Raw genomic sequence first — 5,924 nt, 5'->3', positions numbered from 1 at the left:
CGCTTGCCGCGGCGCTCGCCGCCGTCCTGCCCGCCGACGCACGCGCCGCGGTCTCCGTCGTCGATGATGCCGGCCAGACCATCACGCTGGCGCAGCCGGCGCGCCGCATCGTGTCGCTGGCCCCGCATGTCACCGAGATGCTGTTCGCGGCGGGCGGGGGCGAGCGCATCGTCGGCACCGTCAACTACAGCGACTATCCGCCCGAGGCGCGCGCGATTCCGCGGGTCGGCGACAACAAGGCGCTCGATCTCGAACGGATCGCCGCGCTCAAGCCCGACCTGATCGTGGTCTGGCGGCATGGCAACGCGCAGAAGCAGACGGAGCGGCTGCGCGCACTGGGCCTGCCGCTGTTCCACAGCGAGCCGCGGCGGCTGGCGGCGGTGCCCGACAATATCGAGAAGCTCGGCGTGCTGCTCGGCACCGGTCCTGCCGCGCATGCCGCGGCCGAGCGCCTGCGCGCGCGCATCGCCGCGCTCGGCAAGGCCCATGCCGCACGGCCGCCGGTGTCGGTGTTCTATCAGGTCTGGCAGCAGCCGCTGATGACGCTCAACGGCCAGCATATGGTCAGCGACATGCTGGCGCTGTGCGGCGGCCGCAATGTATTCGCCGACGAGACGCCGCTGGTGCCGACCATTTCGGTCGAAGCGGTGATCGCCCGCAATCCCGAGGCGATGATCACGGCCAGCATGGGCGCGACGCCGGCGGACCGGCCGCTGGCGGATTTCGCGCAATGGCAGCGCTGGCCGCAGCTGACGGCGGTGGCGCGGGGCAATCTGTTCACGATCGACGGCGACCTGATCAATCGCGCGGGACCGCGTGCGATCGATGCCGCGGAGATTCTGTGCCGGCAACTGGAGGTCGCACGGAGCCGGCGGCCTGCGCAGTAACACGGCGCGGGCCTGGCCTTCAGTGCGGGGGGCGGTGCGGAGCCCGGTGCGTCGGCCCTCGTTGGCCCTCGTTGGCCCTCGTTGGCCCTCAACCCGCCGTGCGGTTCCACCACAACAGACGTCCCGGCCGCGCGGCGCCCCGATCGAGCCGGACGCCGCAGCTCGCGCCCCAGCCGAGCTGCCAGCCCAGCGTGACGGACAGCGGCAGACCGAGCCAATGCGCGGCCAGCATCCGCATCGGGCCGGCGTGGCCGACCACCCACAGGCAGCGCTCGGCGGCGGCGGCAGGCGCTTGCAGCGAGTCAGCCCATTCTGAAACGCGCGCGTACGCGGTGCGCGCCGATTCGCCGCCGTGCGGGCGCGCATCCATCAGGTCGGCCGCCCATTGGTCCAGATCGGCGCGCGGCACCGCGTCCCAGCGCTGGCCCTCCCAGGCACCGAAATCGAGTTCGCGAAGGCGCGGATCGGCGTCGATCGCGAGGCCCTCTCGCCCGGCTTGCGCGGCGCAGGCCTGCACGATCCGCTGCGCGGTGACATGGGCGCGCTGCGCGGGACTGCAGACGATCCGCGCGGGAGCCGGCACGCCGTTGGCCGATGCGGCCGCCGACGCGGCGTTGACGATCGCATCGGCCGCCGGCGACATCGGCTCGGCCAGCGGCAGGTCGAGCCGGCCATAGCAAACCCCGTCGTCGACCGCGGGATGCGCGTGCCGGATCAGGACCAGATCCATGCCGCCGCCAGCAGATAGATCAGCAGTTCGCCAAGCTGCTGGGCCATGCCGAGACAGTCGCCGGTATAGCCGCCGATGCGGCGCACGAAATAGCGGCCGAGCAACAGCCGCAGCAGCGCCAGCGCGGCCATCGCGGCGACGCCGAAGCCCGGCGCGACCGCCAGCAACGGCAGCGCGCCGCAGGCGAGCACCAGCGCCAGTCCGCGCGGCGACAGCCGCTGCGCGACCGGCTTGGCCTTGCCCTCGGCACGTACGTAGTCCAGCGTCGCCAGATAGCTGACCGCCATCGCGCGGCTGGCGGCATGCGCGGCCACCAGCACCACCAGCAGTTCGCGCAGCCCGCCGCGCTGGCCCAGCGCCAGCAGCAATTGCCATTTCAGCAGCAGGGCCAGCACCAGCGCGAGCGCACCGAAGGCACCGATGCGCGAATCGTGCATGATGCGCAGCACGTCCTCGCGCCGATAGCCGCCGCCAAACGCATCGACGCAATCGGCCAGGCCGTCCTCATGAAAGGCGCCAGTCAGCAGCAGCGTGGCGCCGATGCCGATCAGCACCGCGACCGCGGGCGGCCACAGCAGCCACGCGGCCAGCGTCGCCAGCGCGCCGACGGCGCCGACCATCAGGCCGACCAGCGGAAACCAGCGCGCGGCGGCATGCAGATAGTGCGGGGCGAAGCCGACCCAGGCCGGCACCGGTATGCGCGTGAAGTAGCCGACCGCGGTCAGCAGGTAGCGCAGTTCGTCGCAGGCGCGCTGCAGCAGCGGATGGGTCGGCCGCCGGGGTTGCCCGGCTTGCTGGTCTCGCCGATCCTGCAGCGGCTCGGGCGTGGGCTCGGTCGGCATGTTCGTCATGGTGCGGATGGCGGCAGGTCGACGCGAGTCTATTGCGGCAACGCGCCGGCCGTGCTGACGCCCGCCGCCCCGAAGGTCGCCATCTCGCGCAGGAAGGCCACCGCCGATGCCACCAGCGGATACGCGAGCGCGGCGCCGCTGCCCTCGCCCAGCCGCAGGTCCAGCGCCAGCAGCGGCCGCGCGCCGAAGTGCTCCAGCAGCGCGCGGTGGCCCTGCTCGTGCGAGCAATGCGAGAACACGCAGTACGACAACACCTCGGCATCGAGGCGGCTCGCGACCAGCAGCGCCGCCGACGCGATGAAACCGTCGACCAGGATCACCATCCGCTGCGACGCCGCGGCGAGGAACGCGCCCGCCATCATCGCGATCTCGAAGCCGCCCAGCGCGGCCAGCGCATCCAGCGGTTCGACCGCATCGGCATGCCGCGCCAGCGCCCGTTCCAGCAGCGCCAGCTTGCGCGCGAGTCCCGCATCGTCAAGGCCGGTGCCGCGCCCGACGCAGCCCGCGATCGGCAACCCCGCCAGCCGGCTGACCAGGCAGGCGGCGGCCGAGGTATTGCCGATGCCCATCTCGCCGAAGCCGATCACATTGGTCCCCTGCCCGGCATGGTGCATCACGCGGGCGGCGCCGGCGGCCAGGGCGGCCTCGGCCTGCGCGCGCCCCATCGCCGGTTCGTCGAGGAAGTTGCGCGTGCCCGCATCGATGCGGCAGTCCACCAGACCCGGCGCCGCGCCCGGCGGCACGCGCACGCCGGCGTCGACGACCTCGAGCGCCATGCCGTGCTGGCGCGCCAACACATTGATGGCCGCGCCGCCGGCGGCGAAATTGCGGACCATCTGCACCGTGACGTCGGCCGGATAGGCGCTGACGCCGGCATCGGCGATGCCATGGTCGGCGGCGAACACGATCATCGCCGGCCGCCGCAACACCGGCTGCGCGGTGCGCTGGATCAGCCCGATCTGCAGGGCCAGCGATTCCAGTCGCCCCAGCGCGCCGAGGGGCTTGGTCTTGTCGTCGATGGCGGCCTGCAGCGTCGGACGCAGCGTTTCGTCCAGCGGGGCGATCGCGGGCAACGTGAACTTCGATGCGGGGTTCGGTCCAGTGTTCATGGCTTACATCTCGATGCCGCGCTGGGCCTTGATGCCCTGCTGGAATGCATGCTTGACCGGCGCCATCTCGGTGACGGTATCGGCCGCGTCGATCAGCGCCTGCGGCGCGCCGCGGCCGGTGATCACCACATGCTGCATCGGCGGACGCGCGCGCAGATCGGCGATCACGGTCTCGACGTCCAGGTAATGCAGCTTCAGCGCGATATTCAGTTCGTCGAGCAGCACCAGGCCGATCGACGGATCTCGCAGCAGCTGGCGCGCGACCTGCCACGCGGCCTCGGCCTTTGCCACGTCGCGCGCACGGTCCTGGGTTTCCCAGGTATAGCCCTCTCCCATCACGTGGAACGCGCATTGTTCGGGAAAGCGCCGCAGGAACATTTCCTCGCCGCTGGGAAACGCGCCCTTGATGAACTGCACCACGCCGGCCTGCATGCCGTGGCCCAGCGCGCGGATCACCATGCCGAAGCCCGAGCTGGACTTGCCCTTGCCGTTGCCAGTGGTGATCACGATCACGCCGCGCTCGTCCTGCGCGGCCGCGATCTTCGCATCGACGACCGCCTTCTTGCGGACCATGCGGGCCTTGTGGCGTTCGTCGCGGCCCTCGGTGTCGTTGGTGTCGTGGGTGTCGTGGGTGTCGTGGGTGTCGTGGGTGTCGTTGGTGTCGTTGGTGTCGTTGGTGTCGTTGGTGTCGGTCGGGTCGGGGTCGTGATGGCTCGTCATTGCGCGGAGCGGTATCGGTGAGGGGTAAGCGGCCCGGCCCTGCCTCATGCCGGGCCATTGGCGATCAACGCCGTATGCGCGCCCTGCGCGACGGCGACGATCGGTGTGCGCAGCGCGCGCGAACAGTGCGCGGGCGTCAGGATCTGATCCGCCGGGCCGTGCAGGCATTGGCCGTCCTCGGCCATCAGCAGCGCATGCGTGGCATAGCGGCGTGCCAAGTTCAGGTCGTGCAGGATCAGCATCGCGGCATGGCGGCCGGCTTGCATCAGGCGCGCCAGCGTGTCCAGCACCAGGATCTGATGGCGCAGGTCCAGATGCGCCAGCGGTTCGTCGAGCAGCAACAGCGGCGCCTGCTGCGCCAGCACCGCGGCCAGCGACACGCGCTGGCGCTCGCCGCCGGACAGCGTCAGCACATCGCGGCCGGCCAGGCCCGCCAGATCGAGCGCTTCCAGCAGATCCGCCACCACCGCGTCGTCGTCCCGGCCGCTCCAACCCCATCCCGACAGATGCGGATGGCGGCCGACGGCGACCGCGTCGTGCACGGTCATCGAAAAGGTGTCGTGGATGGCCTGCGGCAGATAGGCGCGCTGCCGGGCCAGTACCTCGGGCCGCCGGCGCGCCAGCGTGGCGAGCGGCTCGTCGTCGAGCCGAACGTCGCCCCGCTCGGCTTCGCGCAGCCCGGCCAGCACCGCCATCAGCGTCGATTTGCCGACGCCATTGGGGCCGAGCACGCACCACAGCTCGCCGGGCCGCATGGTCAGCTCGAGCGCGTCGAACAGCGCCTTGCCGCCGGCACGCAGGCTCAGGCCGCGCAGCGACAGCCGTGGGCAGGGCACAGTCGGGACGGTCCAGTCGGCAGCGGTCGTCATTGCGGATCCTTCATCGCGGCCGGCGCAGCAGCAGGAACAGGAAGGTCGGCACGCCCAGCAACGCGGTGATCACGCCGACCGGCAATTGCGCCGGCGCGATCGCGGTGCGCGCGATCAGGTCCGCCGCCATCAGCAGCGTGCCGCCCAGCAGCGCCGCCGCCGGCAGCAGCAGGCGCTGGTCGTTGCCCCACGCCAGCCGCACCAGATGCGGCACCACCAGGCCGACGAAGCCGATCGAACCGGCGGTCGTGATCGACGCCGCGATCGCCAGCGACGCGACCAGGTAGGCCGACAGCCGTACCCGGCCGACGCGCACGCCCAGCGATCGGGCCACGGTCTCGCCGAGCAGCATCACGTTCAGCGCGCGCGCCATCGGCAGCGTCAGCAGCAGCGCCAGCACCAGCGTGCCGAGCGCGAGCCCGTAGCTGGCGGTGCCGCCCAGATCGCCGGTCAGCCAGAACAGCATGCCGCGCAGCCGGGCCTCGGGCGCGATGCTCAGGATCAGCGTGATCACCGCACCCCAGCCGGCGGCCAGGATCACGCCGGTCAGCAGCAGCCGCGATCCGGCTTCATGATGGCCGCCCGGGACCTGCGGATGCAGCAGATCGCGCCGCGCCAGCGTGGCGACCAGCACCATCGACATCAGCGCGCCGCCGGCGGCGCCGGCCTGCACGGTCCACAGCGGCGCCAGCGTCAGCATCGCCAGCAACGCGCCGGTGGCCGCGCCGCCCGACACGCCCAGCACATAGGGCTCGGCC

At 71.8% G+C, this 5,924-nt stretch carries 7 protein-coding genes; 1 reads left to right on the top strand and 6 read right to left on the bottom strand.

The window, feature by feature from the left end; genetic code table 11:
• Positions 1 to 887 (top strand): cobalamin-binding protein (locus B551_RS12230; RefSeq protein WP_023264181.1); only part of this gene is annotated, 887 nt, incomplete at its 5' end.
• Between the two features lie 88 nt (positions 888 to 975).
• Here the strand turns inward: B551_RS12230 and B551_RS12225 are convergent.
• The 6 genes from B551_RS12225 to B551_RS12200 all read right to left on the bottom strand — a co-directional run.
• Positions 976 to 1,617, bottom strand: a complete 642-nt coding sequence (locus B551_RS12225) for a histidine phosphatase family protein (protein WP_023264180.1) — start codon at positions 1,615 to 1,617, stop codon at positions 976 to 978.
• Positions 1,602 to 2,459 (bottom strand): adenosylcobinamide-GDP ribazoletransferase, encoded by an 858-nt coding sequence (locus tag B551_RS12220; RefSeq protein WP_083492586.1) that lies wholly within the window; start codon positions 2,457 to 2,459, stop codon positions 1,602 to 1,604. Before B551_RS12220 ends, B551_RS12225 begins: the two co-directional genes overlap by 16 nt.
• A 38-nt stretch (positions 2,460 to 2,497) precedes the next feature.
• On the bottom strand, positions 2,498 to 3,577 hold the full coding sequence (gene cobT, locus B551_RS12215) for a nicotinate-nucleotide--dimethylbenzimidazole phosphoribosyltransferase (protein ID WP_006580086.1): 1,080 nt from the start codon (positions 3,575 to 3,577) through the stop codon (positions 2,498 to 2,500).
• A gap of 3 nt (positions 3,578 to 3,580) precedes the next feature.
• Entirely contained in the window at positions 3,581 to 4,297 is a 717-nt protein-coding gene (gene cobO, locus B551_RS12210) for a cob(I)yrinic acid a,c-diamide adenosyltransferase (protein ID WP_006580087.1), read from the bottom strand.
• 44 nt (positions 4,298 to 4,341) lie between these two features.
• Entirely contained in the window at positions 4,342 to 5,166 is an 825-nt protein-coding gene (locus B551_RS12205; protein ID WP_006580088.1) for an ABC transporter ATP-binding protein, read from the bottom strand.
• A gap of 10 nt (positions 5,167 to 5,176) precedes the next feature.
• Positions 5,177 to 5,924 (bottom strand): iron ABC transporter permease (locus tag B551_RS12200; RefSeq protein WP_023264178.1); only part of this gene is annotated, 748 nt, incomplete at its 5' end.

Origin of the sequence: Cupriavidus sp. HPC(L) (assembly GCF_000307735.3) — a bacterium.
Classification (GTDB): Bacteria; Pseudomonadota; Gammaproteobacteria; order Burkholderiales; family Burkholderiaceae; genus Cupriavidus.
Note: the sequence above shows the minus strand (reverse complement) of the source record. Positions and strands in the feature narration are given on the sequence as shown.